Origin of the sequence: Sandaracinus amylolyticus, from assembly GCF_000737325.1 — a bacterium.
GTDB lineage: Bacteria > Myxococcota_A > Polyangia > Polyangiales > Sandaracinaceae > Sandaracinus > Sandaracinus amylolyticus.
Genome location: NZ_CP011125.1, coordinates 9,129,122 through 9,155,358 on the forward strand (window position 1 = coordinate 9,129,122; position 26,237 = coordinate 9,155,358).

The window sequence follows — 26,237 nt, forward strand, 5'->3', positions numbered from 1 at the left end:
CGTGACGCAGCCCGGCGCGCCTCGTTGCGCGCCGGGCTGCGTGCTTGCACACGCTCCCTCGGAGGTGCGCGTGGATCCCGGATCGCGTCCCGGCCTGCACCTGCGACTGCTCGGTGAGCTCGAGGCGAGCGCCTCGGGAGCGCGACTCGCGCTCCCGCCGTCGAAGAAGACTCGCGCGCTGCTCGCGTACCTCGCGCTCACCGGGCGCGCGCATCGACGCGAGCGGCTGAGCGATCTGCTCTGGGACGTGACCGACGATCGTCGCGCCGCGCTGCGGTGGAGCCTCACCAAGCTGCGCGACGTCGTCGACGTGGAGGGGCGCGAGCGGCTGCGCGCGGATCGCGAGCACGTCTCCCTCGACCTCTCCGACGTGCACGTCGACGTGCTCGAGGTGCGCGAGATGGTCGGCAGCGACGTCGAGTCCGCGCCGACGCCGGTGCTCGAGCGCGCGCTCGAGCGCTTCGGGGGCGAGCTGCTCGAGGGGCTCGATCTCGATGATTTCCCGGTGTTCCACGCGTGGTGCGTCGCCGAGCGCAGCGACGTGCGGCAGCTCCGCGCGCGCATCCTGACGACGCTGCTCGAGCGCGCGCGCGGGAACCCGCAGCGCGCCCTGCCCTACGCGCGCGATCTCGTGCAGCTCGATCCGAGCGACGCCGCGGCGCGCGCCCGGCTCCAGGAGCTGCTTCACGCGAGCGGCCGCTATCGCGAGGCCGAGGCGCAGTCGCGCACCGACCGGCGCCTCCTCGGCGCGCCCGCGCTCGAGGCGCTCGGTGACGCACGCATCTCGTCGTCGCCGCGTGCGCCCGGCTCGCTCGCGCCGCTGGTCGGCCGGCGCGCCGAGCTCGCGTCGGTGCGCGCCGCGATCGAGGCGGGCGCGCCGCCCGTGCTCGTGCTCCTCGGCGAGCCCGGGATCGGCAAGTCGCGGCTCTGCGCGGAGATCGTGCGCGAGCTGCGCGACCGCGGCGCGCCGGTGCTCGAGGGGCGCGCGCTCGAGGTGCACCCGGGCTGGCCGTTCGGCGCGTGGATCGACGCGTTCCGCGCGCTCGACACGAGCGGCCTCGACCCCGTGCTCGCGACCACGCTCGCGCCGCTGCTCACGCCCGCGGTCGCGCCCGACGAAGCCCCGGCGCAAGGGCGCGAGCGCCTCTTCCACGCAGCATCGGAAGCGCTCGCCTCGCGCGGCGTCTGGGTCGTCCTCGAGGACGCGCACTGGCTCGACGAGTCGTCGATCGCGCTCGCGCACCACGTCGTGCACGCGTGCGCCCAGCGCGGCGTCCGGCTGCTGCTCACCGCGCGCGAAGGAGAGCTCGCCGACAACCCGTTCGTGTCGCGCGTGCTGCGCGCGCTGCGCAAGGCGGACCTCGTCCACGAGATCCAGCTCGCGCCGCTGGGACGCGACGAGACCGCGCAGCTCGTGGGCTCCGATGCCGACGATCTCTACGAGCAGAGCGGCGGCAACCCGCTCTTCGCGCTCGAGCTCGCGCGCGCGCCGCGCACGTCGGGCACCGTGCCGCGCTCGATCACGCGCGTGGTGCGCGATCGGCTCGACGCGCTGTCCGCCGAGACCGGAGACGCGCTGCGCTGGGCCGCGGTGCTGGGCGCGAGCTTCGACCTCGTGATGCTCGAAGGCGCGCTCGCAGTGTCGGAGGACGCGCTCGTCGGCACCATCGAGGAGCTCGAGCGCCACGGCTGGGTGCTCGCGGTCACCTCGGACGTCGAGCGCGCGCCGGTGTACCGCTTCGCGCACGAGATCGTCCGGCGCGCGGTGTACGACGCGCTCTCCGAGCCGCGCCGCCGCCTCATGCACGGCAAGGTCGCGCGCCTCGTCGCGGCGCGCCCCGACGTCGATGGCTCGGCGGTGTCGACGATCGCGCACCACGCCGCGCTCGCGGGCGACTTCGCGCTCGCGGCGCGCGCGTGTCGCGACGCCGGCGAGCGCTCGATGCGCCTCCACGCCGCCGCCGACGCGTTCGCGCTCGCGCGGCGAGGCCTCTCGTACGTCGACAAGCTCGCCGATCCCGAGCGCACCACGCGCGCGATCGATCTGCTCTACCTCGCGCTGCGCGCGCGCCGTCCCGACGATCGTGGCGAGGCGATCGCGAAGCTCGCCGAGCTCACCGAGCGCGCGCTCGACCTCGGCGCGCACGATCACGCGCGGATCGGCTTCTATCTGCGTGCGTTCCTCGAGTGGGAGGACGGCGAGGCCGGCGACGTGCGCAGCCTCTCGGACGCGATCGAGCGCACCTCGCGCCTCGGCAGCGCGCGCGAGCGCGTGCTCGGCTTCGGCGACGCCGCGCACTGTCTCGTCTCGATCGAGCGCGACCTGCCCCGCGCCGAGGCGCTGATCCTCGAGGCCGAGGCGATCGCGGCGCGCGAGCACGTCGAGTCGTTCGCGGTGTCGCTCACCCGCGCGATGCTGCGCGCGCACAAGGGCGACCTCGACGCCGCCGAGGAGCACCTCGAGCGCGCGCTCGAGATCGCGCGTCGCACCGGCGACCGGCTCCAGGAGTACGTCGCGCTGGAGCGCCAGATCGACGTCGACCTCCAGCGCGGCGCGCTCGATCGCGCGCGCGGGCGCGCGGAGCGCCTCATCGCGCTCGGAGAGCGCACCCGCGAGGGCAGCGAGCGCCCGCATGCACGCGCGCTGCGCGCGCTGATCGAGCACGCGACCGAGCGCGGGCACGAGGCCGCGCTCGACGAGGCGATCGCCGCGCTCATCGCCGCCGACTCGAAGCGGCGCTGCGCCTACGTCCTGGTGCGCGCCGCCGAGATCGAGCTCGATCGCGGAGAGCACGATACCGCGCGCCGCCACGCGCTCGACGCCCTCGACTTCGCGCGGCGCATCGACGCGCCGAGCGACATCGCGGGCGCGCTCGCGGCGCTCGCCCGCATCGGCGATCACGACGCGCTCGGGGCGCTGCGCGACGCGACGTCGCGTGTCATCTCCGAGCGTGCTCGCCGCGCGGCGGCGAAGGTGGGAGGCACCACGTGGAGCGCGTGATCGTCGAGCGTGAATTCGACGTCCCGGTCGATCTGGGCGAGCTCGTCGAGAGAGCGAAGCGCAACGCGCTCTGTTACGAGCTGCGCCACGTGAAGCACGTGCGCACCGTCGTGTCGAACGACGGGCGCCGCATGATCTGCGAGTACGACGCGCCCGACGCGGAGTCGGTGCGCGAAGCGAACGATCTCGCCGGCGTGCCGTACGTGCGCGTGTGGACCGCGCGGCGCATCGAGTGAGCGCCGCAGACGATTCCACGCGCGCTCCCACGGGGACGACAACGCCCGCGCGGCACATCGGAGCAGCCCGACGTCGTGCGGGCGGAAGGAGCCCCGATGAGCACCGGTCCCGTCTTCACCTACCAGGACGCGCTCGACGCGTCGCAGCGCACCCGCTGGACCCTCGAGGACGTCCTCGACGAGCGCGTGCCCTTCGACCTGCGCCGTCCGTTCCTGCCCGAGCCCCTCGCGCGCACCGCGCGCCTCGGATCGCTCGCGCCGCGCGACCGGCTGCTGCTCAACCAGATCCGCGGGCACGCGTACCTGTGCATCTTCGGGCTGGTGGAGGAGTTCATCCTGCCCTTCGTGCTCGACCACGCGCGCTCGCAGCTCGCGGGCGACGACGTGCGCACCCGCGCGCTCCTGCACTTCGTCGAAGAAGAGGCGAAGCACATCCACCTGTTCAAGCGCTTCCGCGATCACTTCGCGCGCAGCTCGGGCCTCGACTGCGACGTGATCGGACCGCCCGCCGACGTCGCGCGCGAGGTGCTCTCGCACGGCCCGCTCGCGGTCGCGATCACGATCCTGCACATCGAGTGGATGACCCAGCGCCACTACGCCGAGTCGATCCACGGCGACGACGCGCTCGAGCCGCAGTTCGCGCGCCTGCTCAAGTGCCACTGGATCGAGGAGGCGCAGCACGCGCAGCTCGACACGCTGATCACGCGCGAGCTCGCCGCGGAGCTCGACGCGCGCGACGTCGGCGCGAGCATCGACGAGTACCTCGAGATCGGCGGCGCGCTCGACGGGCTCCTCGCGAAGCAGGTCGAGCTCGATCTCGACGCGCTCGAGCGCGCGCGCGGCGCGCGGCTCGCCCCCGATCAGCGCGAAGAGGTGCGCATCGTGCAGCGCGCGGCGAACCGCTGGACCTATCTCGGCTCGGGCATGTCGCACCCGGTGTTCCTGTCGATCCTGCGCGGTCTGCACCCCGAGGGCGCGGAGCGCGTGCGCCGCGCTGCCCCGGCGCTCTCGTGATCAGCGCAGCGAGAGCGCCGGCGTGATCGCGCCGTCGCTCTGCCACGCGGCCGCGTGGCAGTCGTTGCACACGAGCGCGACCGGCTCTGTGCCCGCGTCGCGATGCATCGCCGCGTAGCCGTGACCGCTCGGAGGGCCGGGGCCGCGCCACACGATCACCGGCGCGTCCTCCTCGCCCTCGGGGAAGCGCAGCTCGAAGAACTCCCAGCCGATCGTGCCCGCGCGGTTGTAGGGCACGCCGCGCTTCACCATCGCGTGGATCGTCCACGCGCTCGGCGGGCCGACCTCGATCGACTTCACGAGGATCGTCCCCACCGGCCAGCGCGACGCGCCCTCGGGCGCGCGCCCGCTCGCGTAGACGTAGGTCGGGCCCTCGGGCGCGCCGATCGGCACCATCGCGCCCTCGACGGCGATCCGCTCCCAGCGTCGGAAGCCCGCGAAATCACGCGCGAACGCGACGAACGGCCCGGAGCCGGCGTCGACCCCGGCGTCGCTCGGCGCGCTCGCGACCGCGGGCATCTCGACCGTGCTCGCGACGCTCACCAGCGCGCCGGTGAGCGCGGCGGCGACGAGCACGACGACGAGCGATGCGAAGGCGGAGCGCATGATCGTTCACCGCGCGATCGGCGCGATCCCCATCGCCTCCCCGGCGCGTCGCAGCCGCGCGGCGAGCGAGCCCTCGGCGCGCGGATCGCTCGCGCGCGAGAGCATCACGAAGAGCCGCCCGTAGGGCGTGTCGTCGCGCGGCGCGTCGGGATCGAATCCGTCGGGCACGGGCGGCAGCGCGTCCTCACCGCTCTCCGCGTACACGCGCTCGAGCGCGCGGAGCTCGCGGTCGATCGCGGCACGCTCGTCCGCTGCGATCGGCATCGCCGCGAACGCGTCGAGCACCGCGCGCCCGCCCTCGAGGTTCGCGCGCATGTCCGCGAGCGTGTGCTGCGCGTAGCGCGACTCGTCCTCGCCCGTCGTGCCGAGCCGCACCTTCTCGGCCTGCTCCTCGATCGAGCCGACGATGCCGCGCCACGCGGTGGCGGGATCGAGCGCGAGCGGCCCGAGCGCGCGCTCCATCGCGCGCACGTCGCGGCTCAGCCGCGCGCAGAGCGCGCCCTGGAACGCGCGCGCCTCGGCCTCGCTCGCCGGCGTCCGCGGCGGCGTGTAGCTCGCCAGCGCGCGCTCGAAGCGCTCGGTGGGCGCGGGGATCGCGTCGGACCAGAGGATGCGCTCGATCGCGTGCATCCCGACGAACCCGTTCGCATCGAAGGGCGTGTCGTCACGCCGCAGCTCGACCTCGTGCTCGTAGCGCCCGTCGACCGCCGCGTCGGTGTCGGGGAAGAGGATCGCGATCGCGCCCTCGACGTGCTCGTACGCCCGACGTGCGCGGCGCCACTCCGCGCGCATGCGCTCGACCGCCTCGCGATCGCTCGCGATCGACCAGCCATCGGCATCGGGCGCGGGCGCAGCGGCACAGAGCGCATCACACGCGCGCGCGAGCTCCGCGACCTCGGCGTCGACGTACGACTTCACCGCGCGCGTCGCCTGCTCGTCGGGCGCGACGATCGGCGCTTCGTCGCGCGCCCCGCACGCGACGAGCACGAGGCCGAGCCACGCGCCGCGCATCACAGCTCGCGCGCGCCCGCGGGCGGCGTGAAGCTGAACGTGCTCGGATCGATCGGCGCGTCGAACGCGAGCTCGTCGAGCGCGAACGTGTTCCAGTTCCCCTCGTGATCGAGCAGCCCGACGCGCCGCACCGCGCCGCGCGCGTCGACGTGGAGCCGCACGCAGCGATGGTGGGGATCGCGCTGCACCGGCACGAGCTCGAGCGCGTCGGTGTCGGCCGGCGCGCCCGCCGATCGATCGGCGACCGACGCGCGGTACGCATCGAGCGAGATCGCGCCGCTGAGGATCCCGAGCGCCGCGATCAGCGCGCTCGACGTGCCGCGCGAGAACTGCCCCGGACCGCCGTCGAACGGCTCGTACATCAGCCAGCGCGCGCCCTCGGCGACGAAGATCTTCCCGTTCGGCGGGTCGTAGTCGAAGCGCACGCGACCGGGGCGCTCGATCGCGATGCGCCCGCGCGACGTGCTCGTCCGCCCATACGCGCGCGACCAGAAGAACTGGCTGAAGCGCGCGCGGATCGTGCGGGTGCGCCCGTGGAACGCATCGACACGCGCCACGAGCTCGGCCGCGGTCGGACGTGCCTGCGCGAGCGCGATCCCGGGTGCGCCGAGGAGGAGAAGAGCGCCGACGAGCTCCCGCCGCTTCATCGCGCCCGACCGTATCACGGCATCACAGCGCCTCGACGAACGTGATCAGCGCGCGCTGCTCGTCCTCGCCCAGCGCGCGCCACCTCGCGACCACCTCGTTCGCCTCCGAGCCCTCCGACGCGTGCGCGTCGATCGCCTCGCGCACCGTGCGCGCCCGTCCGTCGTGCATCAGCCCGCGCAGGTGACGCACCCCGACGAGCGGCGCCGTCCGCCACTCGCGCCCGCTCGCCGCGCCCTCCTCGATGCCGTCCGCGAGCCCGTCGCCCATGTCGTGCAGCAGCAGATCGCTGTAGATCGCCGCGTCCACGTCACGGAGCGCGCGCACCGGATGATCGTCCCGGGTGCGCATGCTCGGCAGGTGGCACGTCGCGCAGCCGATCTCCTCGAACACCGTCCCGTCGCGCGCTTCTCTCCGCGGCATCGCGAGCAGCCGCACGTAGTCCGCGAGCAGCGCGATCTCCTCGTCGCTCACGTCGACGCCCGGCTTCGCATCGTCGCGAATCCCCTCGGGCCCCGGCAGCTCCTCGGGGCGCACCGGTGAGGTCAGCCCCATGTCGCCCAGCAGCGCGTCCGCGACGAACTCGTCGAGCGTCGCGGTCCGCGCCTTGTGCCCGAAGCGCCCGATCCGCCCGTCGCGCAGCCGCGCCACCCGCCCGCCCGTCCCGCGCCGCGCGTTCGCCTCGATCGCCGCGTCGGGGATCGCCTCGATCAGCCCGCGCGCGAACACCGCCGGCGCCAGCCGCACCGCCTCGCCGATCGCCGGATGCGCCGGCGCCATCACCGGCACCGAAGCGCCCGCCGTCATCCGCGGCCGCACCACGTCGCCCCACGGCAGCGCCGGCGCGTCCGCGCCGCGCCGCACGATCCGCCGCACCGCGCCCGGCCCGCGCGCGTCGTCCTCGTGGCAGCTCGTGCACGCGCGATGGATGTAGAGCGGCCCGAGCCCCTGGGCCTCGCGGAACGGCAGCTCGAAGCGTGCATCGCCGTCCTCGAAGCGCACCAGCTCCTCCTCGCTCAGCCCCGCGAGCGGCGCGTCGCTCGGGTCCTCCACCACCCGCTCGATCGGCGCGGCCGCGATCTCCGGCAGCGCGGGCGGCTCGTCCCCGCACGCCGCCGCCAGCGCGATCCCCACCGCCGCCCACGCCCTCACGGCGCCAGGATAACCGTGTGCTTGCCTGGGGTGCACCGCGCGCGGTACGCCTGCGCACCCATGCAGTCACCCGAGATCCGTCACGACTGGACCCTCGACGAGGTCCTCGCGATCCACGAGCTCCCGCTCACCGATCTCCTGCTCCGCGCGCAGATGGTGCATCGCCGCTTCCATCCGCCGGACTCGGTCCAGCTCTGCACGCTGCTCAGCGTGAAGACCGGCGGCTGCCCCGAGGACTGCGGCTACTGCCCGCAGTCGAGCAAACACGACACGAGCGTCGAGCCCGAGCGCCTGCTCAGCGTCGACGAGGTGCTCTCGTCGGCGCGCCGCGCGCGCGAGTCCGGCTCGACGCGCTTCTGCATGGGCGCGGCGTGGCGCGAGGTGAAGGACGGCCCGGCGTTCGATCGCGTCGTCGACATGGTCAAGGGCGTGCGCGAGCTCGGCCTCGAGGCGTGCGCGACGCTCGGCATGCTCACCGAAGATCAGGCGAAGAAGCTCGCGGCCGCGGGCCTCACTGCCTACAACCACAACCTCGACACCTCGCGCGAGCACTACGGCGAGATCATCTCGACGCGCACCTACGACGATCGCCTGAAGACGATCTCGAACGTCGCGAAGGCGGGCATCTCGCTGTGCTGCGGCGGCATCCTCGGCATGGGCGAGTCCACGCGCGATCGCTGCGAGATGCTGCGCACGCTCGCGGCGCTCGATCCCCAGCCGGGCAGCGTGCCGATCAACGCGCTGGTCGCGGTCGAGGGCACGCCGCTCGAAGATCAGCCGAAGGTCGATCCCATCGACATGGTCCGCGCGATCGCGACCGCGCGCATCGTGATGCCGCGCGCGATGGTGCGCCTCAGCGCGGGCCGCGCCGACCTCTCGCGCGAGGCGCAGATCCTCTGCTTCATGGCGGGCGCGAACTCGATCTTCTACGGCGACAAGCTGCTCACGACGGGCAACCCCGACGTCGCCGCCGACCGCGCGCTGCTGCACGACGCGGGCATGAAGCCGATGCTCCCCTACGCGTCGCCCGACCCGACGGTCCAGAGCACGCGCGAGCGCGGCCCGCAGCCCAAGCCGGGCACGATCGCGCTCTCGGCGCGCATCCCCGCCGACGCCGAGTGAGCACGGCGACCGGAGCTGCGCGACAGCGCGCGCAGCTCCGGTCCTCGTCACTCCTCGCCCGACGGATCGCCCTTGCGGCCGCGCCGCGCGCTCTTGCGGAAGTAGCTCTTCGCCTGGCGCTTGTCGCCGGGGAACAGCTCGATCAGCGCGCCCTCGTTGCGCTGCAGCGCGCGGATGAGCTCGACCCGCGCGAGGCGCTCGTCGCCCATCGCCGCGCTCAGCAGGCGCTCGGTCTCCAGCCACGCGCGCTCCGCCGTGACCGCCGCCGCCGCGAGCTCGGTGAGCGCCGCGCCGTGCGCCGCCGCGACGTCGGGGAAGTGCACGCCCAGCGCCGCGACCAGCGAGCGCGTCGCGCGCTCCTGCTCCTCCCCGCGCAGCGCGATCAGCGCGGTGAGCCCCTGCGGAAAGCACGCGCGATACCCCGGCGTGCTCCGGTCGCGCAGCACCGCGGTGAGCACCTCGAGCTCGACCCGGCGGGTGCGCGCATCGAGCGCGTAGTCGGCGCGCACCAGCCGCGCGTAGGCCTCGACCCGCGCGTCCTCGGCGGCTTCGGTGGCCTGGGCGGCGTCGCGCAACACCCGCTCCCCGGTCTCGACCCGCTCGGCCAGGTGCGCGGTCGTTGGGTCGGCCTTGATGGATGCGCGGTGATATCGCGCGTCGCGCAGGATGATCGTGCTCGCGCGATCGTCGGTCGGAAGGCTCATCGGTCCCTCGTTTCTGCCCCGGTGAGGCGTCGCGAAGGTGCTCGCGGGCGCGCCCGGGGAGCAACCGAGGCCGTCCGTTCAGGCCGCTTTCGCGGACGGAGCGCGCCCAGCGGCGGTCCGACGCGTCGTGGTGACGCCTTGCGCGCGCCCAGTCGCGATCCGACGGGCACGATCGGTCTCACGCGCGCGCCAGGTGTCGCACCGACGAGACCGAGCGCGATCTCGCGCGCGCAAGATCGCGATCCCACGCGCCGGGAGCGCGCTCCGCGATGTGCAAAGTCGCGTTCTGGCGTGTCCGATCGCCATCTCGCGCGCGCCCAGCCTCGTCGAGACCGGCCGGAACGCGGCTGGGCGCTCGCCGGCGCCGACGGCGTCGATCGACCCCACCTGCGCGCGGAGCGCCGGGCGCTCCGGGAGCACCGCGCGCGCGGCTCTGAGCGCTGGAAATCGCTAGCGAATTCGCGTCCCCCGCGGTGGACTGATCCGTGCTGGGCGAGCTGCGGATCTCGCCTCATGCATCACCGGATCTGCGTGCTCCTGGTCTCGCTCGGCGCGACGTCGAGCCTCGCGTGCTCGCTCGAGCGCGTGGGGTTCGAGCCACCCCCGCGCGACTGCCCCGGACAGGACTGTCCCGCCCCCGCCGGCGACGGCGGGACACCGCGGCCCGGCGCGTGCGGCGACGCGGTGTGCGCAGCCGGCGAGGACTGCGCGTCGTGCCCCGCGGACTGCGGCGCGTGCACCGACGCGTGCGAGAGCGGGCTCGCGCCCAACGTCGACTACGGCGAGGATGTCCAGCCGATCTTCGACGCGCGCTGCGTCGGCTGCCACGGCGGGACCGATCCCGCGGCCGGCCTGCGCCTCGACACCCTGCTCGGCTTGCTCGCGGGCAGCGCCTCGGGCCCGGTGATCACGCCGTGCAGCTGCCGCGACAGCTTGCTCTGGAAGAAGCTCGGGCCCGACCCGTTCACCGGCGATCGCATGCCGCTCGGGGGCGCGCCGCTCTCGGACGCGGAGATCGCGCGCATCTGCCAGTGGCTCGACGAAGGCGCGGAGTCGCGCTTCGACCCCACGACCTGCGGCGCGCCGGTGGGCCCTCCGCGCGGCGCGTGCGACGAGTGCGGCGACGGAGTGTGCGGCGTGACCGAGTCGTGCGGGTCGTGCGTGATCGACTGCGGGTGCGAGCCCCCGCCGCCCGAGCGCGACGTCACCGCGCCGGCGTTCGAGGGCGCGCGCGACGCCGAGTCACCCTCGCCGGCGCAGTGCGTGGTGTCGTGGCGCCCGGCGGTCGACGACGTGACGCCGTCGGAGGCGATCGTCTACGAGGTGTTCGCCGGGCCGCGCGACACGGTCCCCGACCTCTCGCGCCCCGTCGCGGTCACCGCGCCCGGCGCGACGTCGCACGTGCTCGCGATCGGACCGGGCGAGCGCGTCGACGTCGTGGTGCGCGCGGTCGACGCCGCGGGCAACCGCGACACGAACCTGCGCGCCCGCGAGTGCGACGGGCGGGACTAGCTCCCCGACCGCGTCCCGTTCCCGAACGATCAACCGCGCGTCGAGAGCGACACGCGCTTGTCGAAGTTGCCGCTCAGCCGGCTGTACGTGAGCTTCGCGTCGACGATCGCGACCTGGCGGAAGCCCGACGCGGGATCGAGCTTCAGCTCGAAGCGCTGCTTGCGCGCGATCGTGCCCGCGAGGTGGATCGCGGTCTCGAGCACGTGCTCGCCCGGCTCGATCTCGACGCTCACCGAGAAGCCGTCGCGGAAGCTCCCGTCGTAGAGCATCCGATCGCCGAGCGTCACCACGAGGCGCGGATCGTTCAGGAAGAACCCGGGCGGCGGAAAGCTGACGTTCAGACGCATGGGCTCAGGATGTCACGGCCTCATCGCTCGTGGATCTTCTCGCCCCGCTCGAGCATCGCGACGAACTGCTCGATGCGCCGCGCCCGCGTCTCGGGCTTCTTCGCGGTCTGGAGGCGATGGAGGATCGCGTAGCGGTTCGTCGCGTCGAGCGTCGCGAACGACGCGCGCGCCTCCGCGCTCTTCGCGAGCGCGGCCTCGAGATCCTCGGGCACCTTCGCGTTGCTCGGCGAGTCGTATGCCGCGTCCCAGCGGCCGTCGGCCTTCGCGCGCTCGACCTCGCGCAGCCCGGCCTCGCGCATCGCGCCGCTCGCGATCAGCGCCTCGGCCTTCGCGCGGTTGATCTTCGACCAGATGCTGCGCGCGCCGCGCGGGGTGAAGCGCTGGAGCCACCACTCCGCGCCGTCGCCCTTCTTCTGGCCGTCGATCCACCCGAAGCAGAGCGCGACGTCGAGCGCCTCGGGGTACGTGACCGAGGGCGTGCCCGTCCCCTTCTTCGCGAGCCGGAGCCACAGGCCGCGCGAGCTCGTGTGGTTCGCCTCGAGCCACTCGCGCCACGCATCGGGCGACGCGAACGTGCGCGTCTCGTCGGTCGTCATCGCACCTCCATCGCGTCGCTCACGCCGTTGGCGCGGCAGATCGCCGAGTACACGTCGGCGCTGCGGCGCGCGGTGCGCGCCTGGGTCGCGCGATCGAGCGCGAGCAGGCCGAACGGGGTGGACCATCCCTCGGCCCACTCGAAGTTGTCGAGCAGCGACCACACGAAGTAGCCGCGCACGTCGGCGCCCTGCGCGATCGCGTCGTGCACCGCGCGCACGTGCGAGACGAGGTAGCTCGGGCGGCGCGTGTCGGTGGGATCGAACATGCCGTTCTCGGTCACGTAGAGCGGCAGCCGCGGGAACGTGCGCGAGAGGCGCAGCAGCTGGCGCGTGAGGCCCTCGGGGTGGATCTCGCCCCAGTCGTTCGAGTCGGTGTGCACGGTGTCGCGCGCGTCGCGGCGACCGAAGAGCTCGCCCGGATGGCGCGCGTCGAAGCGCACGCGGTAGCGCCCGTAGTAGTTGAGCCCGACGAAGTCGAGCGCGGGGCCGCCCGAGACGCGCAGGATCGGCGCGCGCTCTTCGCGGAGCGCGAGCGGGAACCGGAAGCGTGCGTGGGCGAGCGCGTCGAGCACGACGCCGTTGAACGCCCAGTCCTGCGCCGCCGCGACCGCGCGATCGCGCACGCTCGAGGGGTCGAACGGATCGAGCGCGGGCATGTTGATCACGAGCCCGACCTGCGCGTCGGGGCGCGCGTCGTGCACCGCGTGGAACGCGGCGCCGTGGGCGACGAGCTGCGCGCGCAGCGCCTTCATGCCGAGCGCGGGGTTGCCGCGCCCGGGCGGCCACGCGGTGCCGACGTAGCCCATCAGCGCGAGCACCGAGGGCTCGTTCAGCGTGGTCCACAGCGGGACGAGATCACCGAGCCGGCGCGCGCAGCGATCGGCGTAGCGCGCGAAGCGATCGGGCGCGTCCTCCGCGAGCCAGCTCCCGCGCACCGCGAGCCAGTACGGCAGCGTGAAGTGGTTGAGGCCGACCATCGTGGTGAGCCCGAGCTCGCGCGCCTTCTCGAGCAGGCGCGCGTAGCGATCGAACGCGCCCTCGTCGAACACCCCGGGCCGCGGCTCGAGCCGGCTCCACTCGAGCGAGAGACGGATCGCGGAGTGGCCCATCGTGCGCGCCCGCGCGAAGTCCTCCTCCGCGCGCCCGGCCCACCACTCGCACGCGCGCCCGGCGCGATCGCCGCCGTGGATGCGCCCGGTCCGCGCTTCCCACGCGGCCCAGTCGCTCTGGGTCTGCGCGCCCTCGACCTGATGCGACGAGGTCGCGGTGCCCCACAGGAAGCGCGGTGGGAACGTGATCGCGGACGCGCCGCGCTGCGCGCGCGACGCGTCCTCTCGCTCGATCGTCGGTCGGCTCACCCGCGCATCGTACGACGGCGACGCAGGCGCGTGATCGCGGCGAGCCCGATCACGATCCCGAAGACGAGCGCTCCGTCCTGACGCCCGCGCTCCGCGCCGGCGGCGACCGTGCAGCACCCGTCGCCGGTGCCCGGCGGACGACGACGACGGCCCGCGTCGGGCTCGCTCATGCCGGCGTCGAGCATGTTGACCGGCGGCATCCCCGAGTCCACGCCGCTCACGCCGCCGTCGGGACGCGGCGTGCCCGCGTCGACCTCGGGCGGCATCGCGACGCACGCGCCCGCGCGGCAGATCTCGCCCTCGGGGCACGTCGCGCCCACGCACGCGTCGACGCACGCGCCGGCGCGACAGATCATGCCGGGGCTGCACGACACCGTCGCGCACCCGCTGGGCACGCAGCGCCCGGTGCTCGCCTGGCACTCCTCGCCCGCGCCGCACGAGCCGCCGAGATCACAGCGCGGCGCGCACGATCCGTCGTCGCAGGCGGTGCACTCGTCGCACATCACGGAGGCGCAGGGATCGACGCACGCGCCGCCGATGCAGATGGTCGGCGCGGGGCACGTCACGCCGCCGCACGCATCGACGCAGGCGCCGCCGCGGCAGCGCTCGCCGGGCGGGCACGTCACGCCGACGCACGCGCTCTCGACGCAGCCGGTGTCGGTGCAGGTCAAGCCGGTGGGGCACCCACCCTCGAAGCACGTGCCCACGCACGCGCCGTCGATGCAGCGCTGGCCCGATGCGCAGAGCGCGCCCTCGCCCTCGTCGTCGACCATGCCGTCGCAGTCGTCGTCGAGCTGGTTGCAGCGCTCGGCGCGCGGCGTCACCTGGGGCACGCACGAGGTCGTGCACGACGCGCCGCTGCACGCGCACGAGATGCGGCCCGCCGCGCACGCGCCCTCCATCTCGGTGTCGCACTCCTGGCCGGCCGTCGGGCACTGCACCGCGCCGCCGCGCAGCTGGAACCGCCACACACCGGGCATGCCGACGTTCGACTCCTCGCAGAGCCGGCGGTTGATCGTGCGGCTCTCGCGCGACCCCGGGATCTCGTAGAAGTTCGTCATGTTCCCGGCGTCGAAGCCCGACTGCACGGCGACGCCGGCGCGGCAGCGCCCGCCGGTGCACGGTGCGGTGGGATCGATCGGGCAGACGCCGAACAAGCAGGTGGCCTCCTGCGCGAAGCCACCGGAGCCGCCGCTCGCGTCACCGACGTCCCACTCGCAGCGGTTGAACCGGAACTCGACGTTGAAGTCGCCCGCGCTCTCGCCGCACACCTCGGCGGCCTCGAGGATGAGCTGGAAGCTGTTGCGGCGATCGTCGTGGCAGTCGAAGTAGCCGACCTCGTCCCAGGTGAAGACCGCGAGGCCCTCCTCGAAGTGCCACCACACCTGGTTGTCGGCGAAGGGCTGGCAGGGGCCGCACTCGGTGCAGGTCTGACCGAACGACTCCTGGCACATGTCGTCGGCGGTGCGGATGTCCACGTCCGCCCAGAAGGGCGCGATCATCGGCTGGTTCGCGACCGGGAACGGATCGGGCGTGAACGTGCGGACGCGGCCGCTGAACGTGATGTTGCCGTTCGTGTTGACGAAGATCTGGTTGTGCGTGCGGTCGAAGAACCGCAGGCCCATCGGGAAGTAGGGCCGGATGTCGATCGGCGGCGAGCTGCCGTCGTCGTTCTGCGACAGACAGCTCGCGTTCGTGCCGAACCCCGCGGCGCCGCCGAAGCCCGTGCGGAGATCGGTGCCGCAGAAGCGGTTCCCTGCGACGTCGTCGGTGGTGTCGCCGGGAAGGCAGCGCTGCGCGGACGCAGACGCGCATGGAACGAGCGCCGCGATCAGCACGGCGAGACAAGCGAAGTCACGAAGTCGAAGCATCGGCTGCACCCCTCGGGCGCCGATTCTAGGAGCGCGGTCAAGCGGAGCCGGGCGAAGGGGGCCAGGAGACCCCGCGCCGGCTCACGCGGCGGCGCGACGCGCTTCCACCTGCGCGACGCGGCGCGCGCCCTGCACGAGCAGCTGGGCGAACGAGCGATGCGCAGGCAGCGACGCATCACGCGCGTCGGCGTCGATCCAGCGCGCGAGCGTGTCCGCGAAGCGGACCGCGCCGTCGTCGAGCGCGAGCGCGTGGCGCACCTCGCGAAGGAAGCGCGCTTCGCCGGGATCGATCACGCGGTCGGCCAGCGCGGTCCACACCGCGGCCGCGTACGCGAGCAGGCGCTCGCGATCCGATGCGCCCGCGAGCGTGCGCCACGCGTCGCTCGGCCCGTGCCCGATCGCGCTCGCCGCGTCGTCGCTCGGGTGCACGAGACCGAGCGCGATCTGCGCGCCGCGCGCTGCTGCGATCTCGCGATCGGCCACGTCCCCGTCGGCCCACAGCGTGGCGACGACGAGATCGAGGAGAGCACGCTGCAGCGTGGCGTCGAAGGCGAGGAGCGCGGACATCGAAACCTCCGGGGGCGCGTCGATGCGACGACGACGTGAGACGCGCGAGCGCGGCGTTCGGTTCGTGCGCGTTGCAACCGAGCGCGCGGTGTCGTGATTCCCTCTGGGGCGGATCGCGCCCGACGGGAAGAGACCGACGCCCGCGCGACGTAGGATCCACGATGGGCACCGAACGACGCGGCGCGGTCGCGCTCGCCACGATGGTCGCGGTCGCGCTCGCGACGCTGGTCGTCCTCGCGGACACCGATCGCATCACGCCGCTGCTCGTCTTCGTCCACGCGGTGCCGCTCGGGGACAAGCTCGGGCACCTCGTGCTGATCGGGCTGCTCGCGCTCGTCGTCGAGCTCGCGACCGCCGGGCGCGTCGTGTCGATCGCGCGCGCGCCGATCCGCATCGGCAGCGCGGTCGTGCTCGCGCTCGTCGTGCTCGAGGAGATCTCGCAGCGCTGGGTGCCGGCGCGCAGCTTCGACTACGGCGATCTCGCGGCGGACGTGATCGGCATCGCGGTGCTCGGCACGCTCGGCGCGCGCCTCGCGCGGCAGCGCGCGCGCACGACCGGTGCGGCGACGTGATCGTCGCCGCGTCCGATCGCGTGCGTCACTCCCAGACCTGGATCGTCTCGGGCGCGCGCGTGCGGTACGTCGCGTCGACGTAGTCGACCACGTCGAGCAGGAAGGTCTCCATCGCGGGCCCGTTCGGCGTGCTCTCGGGCGCGTCGGTGTAGAACGTCCCGTTCACGCACTCCGCGCCGCGACAGCGGCCGTCGGGGAACACGAAGATCGCCTTCTGGAACCGCTGCGCCTGGGGCAGGCGCGCGTCGCTCATGAAGTTCCAGAGCAGGAGCCCGGTCGCGAGCAGATCGCTCGGCTCCATGCCGTAGCCGTGGAGGAAGTAGACGACCGGATAGCGATACTCCGCGTACTGCGGATGGAAATAGCCGGGCGGCAGGATGATCGTCACCGGACCGCTCCGCTGCGCGGTCGGCGCGTCGAAGTCGAGCTCGATCGAGTTCACGTGATCGCAGCCCGATCCGATCTCCGAGCACAACGAGTCGCGCACGACCTCGCGATCACCGCCGGGCCAGCGGCGATCCATCGCCGCGAGCGACGAGAACAGCCGGTGCTGGATCTGCACCACGGTGCCGACGTGACCGCCGTCGCCGTTGATCTTCTCCTGCTCGGTCGCGTCGATCGATCCGTAGCGGACCATCGCGTGCCGTCCGATCTCGTTCCACGGCACGGCCGAGAACACGAAGTCCTGGTCGCGGCCGTCGAGATAGAGCGCGCTGTGCCCGTTGTAGAAGCGCACCGGGATGCCGCGCGACGCGAACGCGCCCATCGAGTGGTGCCCCATCACGACCCAGTTGAAGAGGTCGCGCACGCCGCCGTCGGCGAACACGTCCTGCGCGCGCGCCGTCGCGTCGTCCATCTCGCGCAGCATCCCGCGCGGCGAGGCGTCGATCATGCGCTGCGCGCCCTGGGTGCGCGTGAAGACGCCGTCGCCCTCGCCCGAGTCGTACCCGCCGTCGGCGAGCTGCGCGGTGCCGTCGACTCCGTCGATGCCGAAGTCGTCGAACGGCTCGCCGTCCTGGCGATCCCAGTCGCCCTCGGTGCCGAGCGGGTTGTACTGGAAGTCGTAGTCGTCCCCCGCGGGATCGGGGTTCGTGATCGCGTCGTAGCCCTCTTCCATCTCGCTCGGGAGCCCGTCGCTCCCGACGTCGCGATAGGGCTCGCGGCCGTTGCGGATCACCGGCTCGCCGGGATCGCGGCGGCCATTGCCGTTCACGTCGACCGCATAAGCGACCTCCGCCGGAGCGCTGTTGTCGCCCTCGGGCGCCCATCGTCCGGTGTCGCCCGGCACCTCGGCTCCGTCGCAGAAGCTGATGACCGGATATCGACCCTCGGGGTTGTACTCGTCGTCGAACCATCCGGTCGCCGCGAGCTCGTCGCCGCCCTCGGGCTCGGGCGCGATGCGGATCACGTTCTCGAGCGCGCAGCGCTCGGCCGGAAGTCGATAACGCTCGGAGTCGGGCGTGCCCGGGGGCGCGACGTTCGGATCGTCGGCGTCGAGCCCGGCGTCGGTGTTCGCGTTGCCGAACATCGCCGAGAGATCACGGAAGATCTCGAGGTACTCGCGGCGATCGAAGCGCCCGCCCTGCCCGTCGTACGCGTCCTCGTACCACCAGTTCTCGAAGTGCTGCACGTGCTCCATGAACTGGCCGCGCGCGGGCGCGCGATCCTGCGACGCAGCGCTGCAGTCCACGGTGCCCGACTGGCGCTCTTCCTCGGTGCAGAACCCGCCGAGGTGATAGCGGCGGATGTACTCGAGCATGTATTGCCAATCGGTCGGGCCACCGAGCGGAGCGACGAAGTCGAAGCGATCCGGATTGCCGAGCCCGACTCGACCGCTCCCGCTGCCACCCATCGAGACGCCGGTGATGCCGCGATAGACGAAGCGGCGATCGCGGCGCTGCGGTCCCTCGTCACGCGTCACGACCTGGTACGTGCCGAGGCGCGGCGCGCGGAAGTGGAAGACGCCGTCGCCCGCGCTGCCTTCGAACACCGGATCGGCGATCGGCACGATGCGCGGCTCGGTCACGCCCGGGCCGACGTACGCGACCTCGACGTGGCCGCGATGCGCGTGCGAGGGGAGCAGCGCGAGGCGGATCGGCACCGCGAGATCGAGCTCGCGCGGGAAGCGCGTGCGACCCGCGCTGCTCGCGAGCGACACCGCAGGACCGAGCGCGCGGTAGCCCTCGGGCACGATCGCGTCGCTCGCGCACGCGATCTGCGCGTCGAACGCGTCGACCTGGAACTCGTCCTCGCGCGACGCGCCCTCGGCGAGCGCGATGCGCGCGCCGCGCAGCGATCCGCTGGTCGCCTCGATCGCCCCGCCCGGCGCGACGTTCCCGCTCGCCTCGCCCTCGCACTGCGGCACCGTCGTGCCGGTGATCGCGACCTCGAGCTCGGCCTCGACGCGCTGGCCGTCCTCGCTCGTCGCGGTCGCGGTCACGGTGAGCACACCCTCGCTCACGCCGGTGATCTCGAGCGCGTGGCGCGACGTGCCGAGCGGCTCGATCACGAGATCGCCGGGCAGCGCTTCGATCGATCCCGCGCCGCTCGTCTCGAACGAGAGCGAGACGTCGTTGCACGAGAACGGGCGCGTCAGCTCGATGGTCACGTCGCGCGTCGCGCCGACGGTCACACCGACGCTGGCGTGCGACCAGGCGACGGGCTGGAGCACGCACGGCGTGCCGCCGTCGGGCGCGGGCGGCGCGACGTCGTCGTCGCCGCAGCCGGTCAGCGAGAGCACGATGGACGTGAAGAGAAGCGCGCGGATACGGCAGGACATCGCGCGCGAGGATAACGCGACCGACTCGTGCGCTGGAAAGCACGAACATGAGTTCGGGCGAGCGCGCTCACGCTGGCCGCTCGGAACGTTGAGCTGGCCGTTTGGGACATCCTCGCCGCGGATCAGACGTCCGCGTCGAGCCCCGTCGCGCGATGGATGTCGCGCACCGCGTCGCGCAGTCGATCGACCAGCGGATGATCGAAGTCGTGCGCGAGCGCGCGCACCACCTCGCGGTAGTACCAGAGCGTCTCTTCGCGCGACGCCGTGAAGCGCGTGAACACCTCGTCGCCCATGCGCTGGTGGTCGTCGACGATGCTGCGCGCGTTGTGCAGCTTGTCCGCGGCGCTGATCAGCTTCACCTCCGCGGGCTCGTCGCGCAGGTGCGCGAGGTACGCGAGCTTGCGCGGCTTCCACGGCGCCTTGTTCTGCGCGTCGGTCGCGTCGGAGAGCGCGCGCACCAGCCGCGTCACGCGCGCGCCGAAGCGCGCCTCGAGCTCCGACGCTTGCGCGCCCGGGATGTCCTCGAGGTAGTCGTGGAGCGCGGCCGCGCAGATCTGATCTTCGTCGCCGCCGTGCTCCATCACGAGCGTCGTGACCGAGAGCAGGTGCGTCAGGTACGGCGCGCCGCTGCCCTTGCGCGCGCGTGCCGCGAACGCATCGGCGGCGAGCTGCAGCGCTTCTCCCACGCGCGGTCCGTAGAACGCGTGCGCCATGACTGGGATGCTGCCATGCGCGTGATAGGCTCGCGAGCCCGCGCGCGACCTTCGTGGGAGGCGCACGCGGCAGGAGACTTCGAATGACGACGAGCAAGATCCCCAGCGGTGCGCGTTCGGTCATCACGGGCGCGGGTAGCGGCTTCGGGCGAGCGGTGTCGCTCGCGCTCGCGGAGCGCGGCGCGCGGCTGCTGCTGAGCGACGTGTCGAAGGAGGGCCTCGCCGAGAGCGTCTCGATGGCGCGCGGCAAAGGCGCCCAGATCGAGTCGATGATCGTCGACGTGCGCGACGCCGCGCAGATCGAGGGCATGGCGAAGCGCGCCGAAGAGATGTGGGGCGGCGTCGACGTGCTCGTGAACAACGCGGGCGTCGCGGTCGCGGGCGAGGTCGGATCGATCCCGCTCGACGACTGGAAGTGGCAGGTCGACATCAACCTCTGGGGCGTCATCTACGGCTGCCACTACTTCGTGCCGAAGATGAAGGCGCACAAGTCGGGGTGGATCCTCAACGTCGCGTCGATCGCGGGCGTCGTCTCCGCGCCGATGATGGGCCCGTACAACGTGACGAAGGCGGGCGTGATCGCGCTGAGCGAGACGCTCGCGACCGAGCTCGCGACGAGCGGCATCAAGGTCACCGCGCTGTGCCCGAGCTTCTTCCGCACCAACATCCACAAGGGATCGCGCGCGACCGGGATGCTCACCGGGCGCACCGAGAAGCTCGTCACGCAGTCGAAGTGGAGCGCCGAGGAGATCGCGGAGCACGCGCTGCGCGGCCTCGAGCGCGGCCAGCTCTACGTGATGCCGCAGTCCGACGCGAAGGCGATGTGGCGCCTCAAGCGCGCGCTCGGCGGCGGATTCTTCGGCGCGATCGGCGCGGCCGCGAAGCGCGGCGTGCTCGATCGGGTGATGGGCCGGGACTGATCAGCGCGCCGGCTCGACCGAGGGCTGGTGCTCGACGTGGGTCGTCGCGTGGCTCCACGCGATCATCGCGATCACCAGCAGCGTCGGCACGATCAAGAGGAGCAGGGCCCCGAGCAGCGCGCCCTTCAGCGCGCGCGGGCTCAGCCCGGAGCCGAAGGGCTCGCGACCGCGGTCGAAGGTCTCGGCCATGACGTCAGCTCCTCACTTCGCGCTCTCGATCGCGCGGTCGTCCGGCACCACGATGCGATTGCGATCGCCGACCTCCGCGATGAGCAGGATCAGCGTCGCGACCAGCGGCGGGACGAGCAGCGCGAACAGCACGATCGCGACGAGCTTGCGCGCGTCGCTCTTGGTGTTGGGCTCGAGCGGGTGTCGTGAGTAGACCTCGGCCATCTTCGCGTCCTCGCGCGCGAACGCGTGCATCGATCGCGCCTGTGAACGCGGCCGAGGCGCGTCGACACGCGAGGCATCGTTCCGCGATACTGCGCGCGTGGCGTACGACCTCGCGATCGTGAACGGGATGGTGGTCGACGGAACCGGCGCGCCCGCGCGGCGCGCCGACGTCGGCGTGAAGGACGGGCGCATCGTGGCGATCGGCGCGCTCGAGGAGCGCGCGGCGCGCACGATCGACGCGGAGGGCGCGCTCGTCACGCCGGGGTTCGTCGATCTGCACACGCACTACGACGGACAGGCATCGTGGGACGCGTCGATGCTGCCGAGCTCGGCGCACGGCGTGACCACCGCGGTGATGGGCAACTGCGGCGTGGGATTCGCGCCGGTGCGCCCGCGCGATCGCGAGCGGCTCATCGCGCTGATGGAAGGCGTCGAGGACATCCCGGGCAGCGCGCTCGCCGAGGGCATCCGCTGGGAGTGGGAGCAGTTCGGCGAGTACCTCGACGCGCTCGATCGACGTCCGCGCACGATCGACGTCGCGGCGCAGGTGCCGCACGACGCGCTGCGCGTGTACGTGATGGGCGAGCGCGCGGTCGCGGGTGGACGCGCCACCGACGACGACGTGGCCGGGATGCGCGCGATGCTGCGCGCCGCGCTCGAGCAGGGGGCGCTCGGGTTCTCGACCGGGCGCAGCGACAACCATCGCGCCAAGGACGGCAGCGAGACGCCCGCCGCCGACGCCGAGGCGCGCGAGCTCGCGGGCATCGCGCGCGCGTTCGAGGGGCTCGGCCGCGGCGTGCTCCAGGCGGTGAGCGACTTCGACATGCACGTCTCGCCGGAGCGCTTCGACCCCGAGTTCGACGTGCTCGAGGCGATGGCCGAAGCAGCGGGCCGTCCGCTCGCGATCTCGACGCTGCAGCGCGACTCGGCGACCGATCAGTGGCGCAAGATCCTCGCGCGCATCGAGCGCGCGAGCGCGCGCGGCGTCACGATGAACGCGCTGGTCGCGCCGCGGCCGATCGGCGTGATCCTCGGGCTCGACGCCACGTTCCATCCGTTCATCGGGTTCCCCTCGTACAAGGCGATCGCGCACCTGCCGCTCGCGGAGCGCGTCGCGATCCTCTCGCGCCCCGACGTGAAGGCGAAGTTGTTGAGCGAGCGTTCAGAAAAGGTCGCGGGGGATGGATCGCCGATCCCGCCCCTCGCCGATCAGCTGCTCGCCGCGATCGACTTCGTCGCGATGCGTCTCTTCCGCATGGGCGCGACGCCGAGCTACGAGCCGCAGCGGCAGGACGCGCTCTTCGCCGAGGCGATGCGCCGCGGGGTGCCTGCGCTCGAGGTGGTCTACGACGCACTGCTCGAGGAGAGCGGCAACGCGCTGCTCTACTTCCCGCTCTACAATTACGGCGGCTACTCGCTCGACGACGTCGCGGAGATGCTGCACCACCCGCGCGCGATGGTCTCGCTCGGCGACGGCGGCGCGCACGTCGGCACGATCTGCGACGCGAGCATGTTCACGTACTTCCTCGTGCACTGGGCGCGCGATCGCGAGCGCGGTCGGTTCTCGATCGAAGACGCGGTGCGCAAGCTGACGAGCGAGCCCGCGCGCTGGGCGGGGCTCGTCGATCGCGGGGAGATCGCGATCGGTCGGCGCGCGGATCTGAACGTGATCGAGCTCGATCGTCTGGCGCTGCGCGCGCCGCGCCTGGTGCGCGATCTGCCCGCGGGCGGAAAGCGCTTCCTGCAGGACGCGATCGGCTATCGCGCGACGATCGTGCGCGGCGAGCCGATCGCGATCGATGGCGCGCTCACCGGCGCGACCCCGGGCCGCATCGTGCGCGCGTCGTGATCAATCGACCTCGGCGCGCCACAGCGCGTCGAGGTCGAGCTCGAGCGCGTCGATCCACACGATGCACTGCTCGGGGTTCACGTCGATGCCGCGGTCGACGAGCTCGACGAGCGCTGGCGGCACCCAGCACACGAGCATCGACCCGTACGACGGGCAGCCGTGAGCGCGGTCGTGGACCGAGATCCACGTGTCCCACGGGGGCACGTTGTCGGCGTCGAAGAAGCCATCGGTCTCGAGCTCCGCTGCGCCGCAGGAGAGGTTCGCGTCCGGGAAGTACACGAGGAGGCGCCCGCTCGCGGGACGCGTGCTGGGCGGGATCGGCTCGCCGCGCACGCGCCGGTCACGACGCGACACCAGCCACGCGACCGTCTGCGCACGATCGCGCGCGAGGAGTTGCGGCTGGAGCTGTGGATCGCGCAGGGAGCGGCGCGGATCTCCGATGCCCGCGCGCGGCGCGCACCACGCGATCGTCTCCGCGAGCCGCTGCGCGAACGTGCTCCTCTTCATGGCGTCTTGGTGCGCGGCCACCAGCGACGGCCGGGGCCGAACGGCTTGGTGCCCGCGGGTGATCGCAACGACACGTGCGTGCGGATGTCGAGCACGAGCCCCGGCATGCCGCCGCCGTCGACGAGCTCGGCGAGCGTCGTGTCGAGGAACGTGTCGTAGATCTCCGCGCCGAACGCCGCCGCGCGGAACGTCGGCGCGCCGCGTAGCTCGCGCTCGAACCATCGCGCCGCAGCTTCGCGCGCCTCGGGCGCGACGAGGCGCGCGTCGTCGCAGGTGCCGTAGCTCATGCCCACCGGCCAGAGCCCCACGAGCCAGCCTTGCGGCGTCTCGCGCAGCGTGATGTCGAGGACGAGGTCCCCGTGCTCGATCGGGATCGTTCGCCCGTGGAAGTGCGCGACGAACGCTTCCGCTTCGTCGCGCGCGCCCACGAACGCTGCGAGGTTGTAGTAGATGGCCACCGTTTCCCCCGCGATCGAGCGTACCGCGAGCGTGCGGTCGCATGCGATGCGCGGGGTACGCAGGCCGTGCGCGCCGCGATCAGAATTGCGGCTGGAAGAGCCCGATGTGCGCACCCGTCGGATCTTGGATGAACGAGATGCGCCCGACGTTCGGCACCTCGATGAGCGGCACCACGATCGTCGCGCCGAGCGTCTCCGCCTTCGCGCGCGCGGCCTCGACCGTCTCGACCACGACGTAGGTCACCCACATCGGGGGGAAGCCCTCGGCCTTGCCGAGGTCCGCGACGCCGTCCTCCATCCCCGTGCCGGTCGCGAACACGGTGCTGCTGCCGCCCGGCATCTGCGTCTCGATCCAGCCGAGCACGCTCGTGTAGACCTTCTTCGCGCGCGCGAGATCGGGGCTCGTGATCGTCTCCCAGCAGAACTCGCCCGGCTGCGGGCGACCCCCTGCGGGATCGTCGCCGTTCGACTTCAGCAGACCGATCGTCGCGCCCGCGAAGTCCGAGACGATCGCGAGACGACCGACCTCGGGCACGTCGGTCGGCGGCATCATCGTGGACCCTCCGAGCTCGCTCATGCGCGCGACGGTCGCGTCGACGTCCTCGACCGATACGTAGCTCAGCCAGAACGGCGGGAACGGCGCGCCCTCGGGCTTCTTCATGATCCCGCCGATGCTCTTCTCGCCGACGTGCGCGATCGGGTACGGCGGCGCGCCTTCGCCCATCGGGAAGTCGACGAAGCGCCATCCGAAGAGCGCCGAATAGAACGCCTTCGCCTTCTCGACGTCGTCGGTCGTGAGCTCGCGCCAGACCACGCGACCGGGTGTCCGCTTCACGCTCATCACATGCTCCTCGTCGTGCCGGCGCCCCCCGCGGGCGCGGCGCGCGAGCATCGGTAACACGAAGCGCGAAGGCCGCGCGCTCTCTCGAGCACGCGGCCTTCGTTCGATCACGCTCGGTCGGCGTCAGCCGTTGTCGCCGCGACGCGGCGCGACGCCGGGCGGCAGCGTGCGCGCGCTGGGCGGCACCGTCGGCGGCTTCGGCGAACCGAACTTGTCGCGGAGGATCTCCGGCACGTCGAGCCCCGTCGCCGCCTTGATCTGCTCGCTCGTCGCGACGAGCTTGCCCGCGAGGCTCCCGTCGCCGCCGCTGCCGTTGCCGTGGCCCGGGCCGATCACGGTGAGGCGATCGATCTTGAGCTCACCGATCGTGCCCGTGATCTGACCGAGCATCGGCACGAGCTTCTGCATCAGCAGCACGTCGCGCCCGTTCGTCCCGCTCCCGCGATACGTCGCGGCGAGGTTCTTCAGCACGAGCGCGGTCGCGCGACCCTGCTCGACGATGCGCGCGGCCTCGGCCTTCGCGTTCTGCTCGGCCTTCTGACGCGCTGCCTCCGCGGGCTGGATGATGTCCGCCTGCAGCTGCAGCTTCACCTGCTCGATGCGCGCGTCCTGCATGCCGATCTCGGCCTGCGACTGCGCGATCAGCGCCTGCACCTCGGCCTGCTGCTCCGCGATCATCGCCTCGCGCTTCGTGCGCGCGTCGAGGATGCGTCGCTCGTTCTCCTTCGCCGCGACCTGCATCTGCGCGTCGAGCTTGGAGACCTCGGCCTCCATCGTGTTGCGCCACTTCTGCTCGGCCGCTTCCGCCTTGGTGCGCGCCTCCGCGATCTGCGCGTTGCGTCGCACCTGCGCGCTGAGCATCCGTCCGATCGCGTCGAGGTAGCCGACCTCGTCGGTCACGTTCTGGATCTTCAGCGTGTCGAGCACGAGCCCGATCGTCGACAGATCGTGCTCGGCCTCCTCGGTGAGCTTCGCCGCGAACGCTTCCTTGTCCTGGTTGACCTGCTCGGGCGTCAGCGTCGCGAGCACGCCGCGCAGGTTGCCCTCGAGCGTCTCCTGCGCGATCTCCATGATCTCGTTGCGCGACTTACCGAGGAAGCGCTCGACCACGTTGTGGATGAGCGGCTCTTCACCGGGCACCTTGATGTTGGCGACGCCCTGCACGGTGAGCGGGATGCCGCCCTTCGAGTAGGCGTTCTTCACCTGCAGCTCGATGATCATGTTCGTGAGATCCATCCGATCCACGGTCTCGAACAGCGGGATGCGGAACGTGCGGCCGCCCTTGATGAAGCGATATCCGATCGTCTTCCCGTCGGCGGTGGTCTGCTTGCCCCACCCCGAGAAGACGAGGACCTCGTTCGGGCCGCTCACGTAGAGCACGTTCTTGATGACGACGAGCATCGCGATGACGGCGACGACGCCGATGATCGCGAGCGCGAAGAGCGGAACGACGAACGCCATGG

At 72.6% G+C, this 26,237-nt stretch carries 26 protein-coding genes; 8 read left to right on the forward strand and 18 right to left on the reverse strand.

Annotation, left to right across the window (positions count from 1 at the left end; all coding sequences use genetic code 11):
* The first annotated feature begins 70 nt into the window (after positions 1 to 70).
* The 3 genes from DB32_RS38510 (at position 71) to DB32_RS38520 (ending at position 4,251) form a co-directional block, all read left to right on the forward strand.
* Positions 71 to 3,001, forward strand: coding sequence for an ATP-binding protein (locus DB32_RS38510; RefSeq protein ID WP_157070015.1), 2,931 nt, complete (start codon positions 71 to 73; stop codon positions 2,999 to 3,001).
* Complete coding sequence (locus DB32_RS48815) at positions 2,989 to 3,237, forward strand: nickel-binding protein (RefSeq protein ID WP_053237646.1); 249 nt, start codon at positions 2,989 to 2,991, stop codon at positions 3,235 to 3,237. The genes DB32_RS38510 and DB32_RS48815 overlap by 13 nt, the downstream gene beginning before the upstream one ends.
* Before the next feature lie 96 nt (positions 3,238 to 3,333).
* Positions 3,334 to 4,251, forward strand: coding sequence for a hypothetical protein (locus tag DB32_RS38520; protein WP_053237647.1), 918 nt, complete (start codon positions 3,334 to 3,336; stop codon positions 4,249 to 4,251).
* On the opposite strand, the gene DB32_RS38525 is transcribed toward DB32_RS38520, so the two are convergent.
* The 4 genes from DB32_RS38525 to DB32_RS38540 are packed head-to-tail and all read right to left on the reverse strand — an operon-like array spanning position 4,252 to position 7,665.
* Positions 4,252 to 4,857, reverse strand: a complete 606-nt coding sequence (locus tag DB32_RS38525; RefSeq protein ID WP_053237648.1) for a hypothetical protein — start codon at positions 4,855 to 4,857, stop codon at positions 4,252 to 4,254.
* A 6-nt stretch (positions 4,858 to 4,863) separates the two neighbouring features.
* Entirely contained in the window at positions 4,864 to 5,868 is a 1,005-nt protein-coding gene (locus tag DB32_RS38530) for an imelysin family protein (protein WP_075098126.1), read from the reverse strand.
* Positions 5,868 to 6,515 (reverse strand): LolA family protein, encoded by a 648-nt coding sequence (locus tag DB32_RS38535; protein ID WP_053237650.1) that lies wholly within the window; start codon positions 6,513 to 6,515, stop codon positions 5,868 to 5,870. The genes DB32_RS38530 and DB32_RS38535 overlap by 1 nt, the downstream gene beginning before the upstream one ends.
* A gap of 22 nt (positions 6,516 to 6,537) precedes the next feature.
* Positions 6,538 to 7,665, reverse strand: coding sequence for a di-heme oxidoredictase family protein (locus DB32_RS38540; protein ID WP_075097728.1), 1,128 nt, complete (start codon positions 7,663 to 7,665; stop codon positions 6,538 to 6,540).
* Between the two features lie 60 nt (positions 7,666 to 7,725).
* On the opposite strand from DB32_RS38540, the gene bioB reads away from it, so the two are divergent.
* On the forward strand, positions 7,726 to 8,787 hold the full coding sequence (gene bioB, locus DB32_RS38545; RefSeq protein WP_075097729.1) for a biotin synthase BioB: 1,062 nt from the start codon (positions 7,726 to 7,728) through the stop codon (positions 8,785 to 8,787).
* A gap of 47 nt (positions 8,788 to 8,834) precedes the next feature.
* Here bioB and DB32_RS38550 read toward each other — a convergent pair whose 3' ends face one another.
* Positions 8,835 to 9,491 carry a hypothetical protein gene (locus tag DB32_RS38550; protein WP_053237652.1) on the reverse strand — a complete coding sequence of 219 codons (657 nt, stop codon included), beginning with the start codon at positions 9,489 to 9,491 and terminating at the stop codon, positions 8,835 to 8,837.
* Positions 9,492 to 10,004: 513 nt separating this feature from the next.
* Between DB32_RS38550 and DB32_RS38555 the strand changes: the two genes are divergently transcribed.
* Positions 10,005 to 11,003: a c-type cytochrome domain-containing protein gene (locus DB32_RS38555; protein ID WP_053237653.1), complete on the forward strand. Its 999-nt coding sequence runs from the start codon at positions 10,005 to 10,007 to the stop codon at positions 11,001 to 11,003.
* A 29-nt stretch (positions 11,004 to 11,032) separates the two neighbouring features.
* Here the strand turns inward: DB32_RS38555 and DB32_RS38560 are convergent, their stop codons facing one another.
* The 5 genes from DB32_RS38560 to DB32_RS38580 all read right to left on the reverse strand — a co-directional run bounded on the left by DB32_RS38560 (position 11,033) and on the right by DB32_RS38580 (position 15,742).
* Positions 11,033 to 11,350 (reverse strand): hypothetical protein, encoded by a 318-nt coding sequence (locus DB32_RS38560; RefSeq protein WP_053237654.1) that lies wholly within the window; start codon positions 11,348 to 11,350, stop codon positions 11,033 to 11,035.
* A gap of 20 nt (positions 11,351 to 11,370) precedes the next feature.
* Positions 11,371 to 11,946 carry a YdeI/OmpD-associated family protein gene (locus DB32_RS38565; RefSeq protein ID WP_053237655.1) on the reverse strand — a complete coding sequence of 192 codons (576 nt, stop codon included), beginning with the start codon at positions 11,944 to 11,946 and terminating at the stop codon, positions 11,371 to 11,373.
* Positions 11,943 to 13,304, reverse strand: a complete 1,362-nt coding sequence (locus tag DB32_RS38570; RefSeq protein ID WP_053237656.1) for a glycoside hydrolase family 1 protein — start codon at positions 13,302 to 13,304, stop codon at positions 11,943 to 11,945. The genes DB32_RS38565 and DB32_RS38570 overlap by 4 nt, the downstream gene beginning before the upstream one ends.
* Positions 13,301 to 15,175 carry a nidogen-like domain-containing protein gene (locus DB32_RS38575; protein ID WP_157070022.1) on the reverse strand — a complete coding sequence of 625 codons (1,875 nt, stop codon included), beginning with the start codon at positions 15,173 to 15,175 and terminating at the stop codon, positions 13,301 to 13,303. The genes DB32_RS38570 and DB32_RS38575 overlap by 4 nt, the downstream gene beginning before the upstream one ends.
* 81 nt (positions 15,176 to 15,256) lie before the next feature.
* Positions 15,257 to 15,742, reverse strand: coding sequence for a hypothetical protein (locus tag DB32_RS38580; protein ID WP_157070025.1), 486 nt, complete (start codon positions 15,740 to 15,742; stop codon positions 15,257 to 15,259).
* A gap of 161 nt (positions 15,743 to 15,903) precedes the next feature.
* Here DB32_RS38580 and DB32_RS38590 point away from each other — a divergent pair, with 161 nt between their 5' ends.
* On the forward strand, positions 15,904 to 16,314 hold the full coding sequence (locus tag DB32_RS38590; RefSeq protein ID WP_053237660.1) for a VanZ family protein: 411 nt from the start codon (positions 15,904 to 15,906) through the stop codon (positions 16,312 to 16,314).
* 25 nt (positions 16,315 to 16,339) lie between these two features.
* On the opposite strand, the gene DB32_RS38595 is transcribed toward DB32_RS38590, so the two are convergent.
* Both DB32_RS38595 and DB32_RS38600 read right to left on the reverse strand, forming a co-directional pair.
* Positions 16,340 to 19,093 (reverse strand): alpha/beta hydrolase, encoded by a 2,754-nt coding sequence (locus DB32_RS38595; RefSeq protein ID WP_053237661.1) that lies wholly within the window; start codon positions 19,091 to 19,093, stop codon positions 16,340 to 16,342.
* A 122-nt stretch (positions 19,094 to 19,215) separates the two neighbouring features.
* A complete protein-coding gene (locus tag DB32_RS38600) occupies positions 19,216 to 19,806 on the reverse strand; it encodes an HD domain-containing protein (RefSeq protein ID WP_053237662.1) in 591 nt (196 codons plus the stop codon).
* A gap of 83 nt (positions 19,807 to 19,889) precedes the next feature.
* Here DB32_RS38600 and DB32_RS38605 point away from each other — a divergent pair, with 83 nt between their 5' ends.
* Positions 19,890 to 20,726 (forward strand): SDR family NAD(P)-dependent oxidoreductase, encoded by an 837-nt coding sequence (locus DB32_RS38605; protein ID WP_053237663.1) that lies wholly within the window; start codon positions 19,890 to 19,892, stop codon positions 20,724 to 20,726.
* Here DB32_RS38605 and DB32_RS38610 read toward each other — a convergent pair whose 3' ends face one another.
* Both DB32_RS38610 and DB32_RS38615 read right to left on the reverse strand, forming a co-directional pair.
* On the reverse strand, positions 20,727 to 20,915 hold the full coding sequence (locus DB32_RS38610) for a hypothetical protein (protein ID WP_053237664.1): 189 nt from the start codon (positions 20,913 to 20,915) through the stop codon (positions 20,727 to 20,729).
* A 12-nt stretch (positions 20,916 to 20,927) separates the two neighbouring features.
* Positions 20,928 to 21,149 (reverse strand): hypothetical protein, encoded by a 222-nt coding sequence (locus DB32_RS38615; protein ID WP_053237665.1) that lies wholly within the window; start codon positions 21,147 to 21,149, stop codon positions 20,928 to 20,930.
* A 67-nt stretch (positions 21,150 to 21,216) separates the two neighbouring features.
* Here DB32_RS38615 and DB32_RS38620 point away from each other — a divergent pair, with 67 nt between their 5' ends.
* Positions 21,217 to 22,968: an N-acyl-D-amino-acid deacylase family protein gene (locus DB32_RS38620; RefSeq protein ID WP_053237666.1), complete on the forward strand. Its 1,752-nt coding sequence runs from the start codon at positions 21,217 to 21,219 to the stop codon at positions 22,966 to 22,968.
* On the opposite strand, the gene DB32_RS38625 is transcribed toward DB32_RS38620, so the two are convergent.
* From DB32_RS38625 to DB32_RS38640, 4 genes are all read right to left on the reverse strand, one after another.
* Positions 22,969 to 23,475, reverse strand: coding sequence for a hypothetical protein (locus DB32_RS38625; RefSeq protein WP_053237667.1), 507 nt, complete (start codon positions 23,473 to 23,475; stop codon positions 22,969 to 22,971).
* Positions 23,472 to 24,047, reverse strand: a complete 576-nt coding sequence (locus DB32_RS38630) for a hypothetical protein (RefSeq protein WP_169791271.1) — start codon at positions 24,045 to 24,047, stop codon at positions 23,472 to 23,474. The genes DB32_RS38625 and DB32_RS38630 overlap by 4 nt, the downstream gene beginning before the upstream one ends.
* A complete protein-coding gene (locus DB32_RS38635; protein ID WP_169791694.1) occupies positions 24,013 to 24,774 on the reverse strand; it encodes a VOC family protein in 762 nt (253 codons plus the stop codon). Before DB32_RS38635 ends, DB32_RS38630 begins: the two co-directional genes overlap by 35 nt.
* A 123-nt stretch (positions 24,775 to 24,897) precedes the next feature.
* Complete coding sequence (locus DB32_RS38640) at positions 24,898 to 26,235, reverse strand: flotillin family protein (protein WP_075097730.1); 1,338 nt, start codon at positions 26,233 to 26,235, stop codon at positions 24,898 to 24,900.
* Between the last annotated feature and the right edge of the window lie 2 nt (positions 26,236 to 26,237).